Genomic DNA, 272 nt, shown 5'->3' on the forward strand with positions numbered 1-272 from the left:
TCGCCCCCTCCCCCCCCGCGCCAGGAGGCGCGGCGGTCCCCCTCCCCACGATGTGGGGAGGAGACATAGAAAAAGGGCCGCTGCGGTTTCCCGCAGCGGCCCTTGATCGTTTCGTTCGTTCGGTCGCTCAGGAGCGCGGACCGCCCACGCCCGGCACGCGGGGCTTCGGCGGCGGCAGCAGGCCTTCGCGCTGCATGCGCTTGCGGGCCAGTTTGCGGGCGCGGCGAACAGCCTCGGCCTTCTGGCGGGCGCGCTTCTCCGAGGGCTTCTCG

1 pseudogene is annotated in these 272 nt (G+C 73.2%); it reads right to left on the minus strand.

Annotated features, from left to right (window positions below):
* Positions 1-127: 127 nt before the first annotated feature.
* Positions 128-272, minus strand: a pseudogene (locus B3E43_RS09515) (30S ribosomal protein S21); the annotation flags it as partial.

Source organism: Brevundimonas sp. UBA2416 (genome assembly GCF_002343105.1).
In the GTDB taxonomy this organism is placed as follows: domain Bacteria; phylum Pseudomonadota; class Alphaproteobacteria; order Caulobacterales; family Caulobacteraceae; genus Brevundimonas.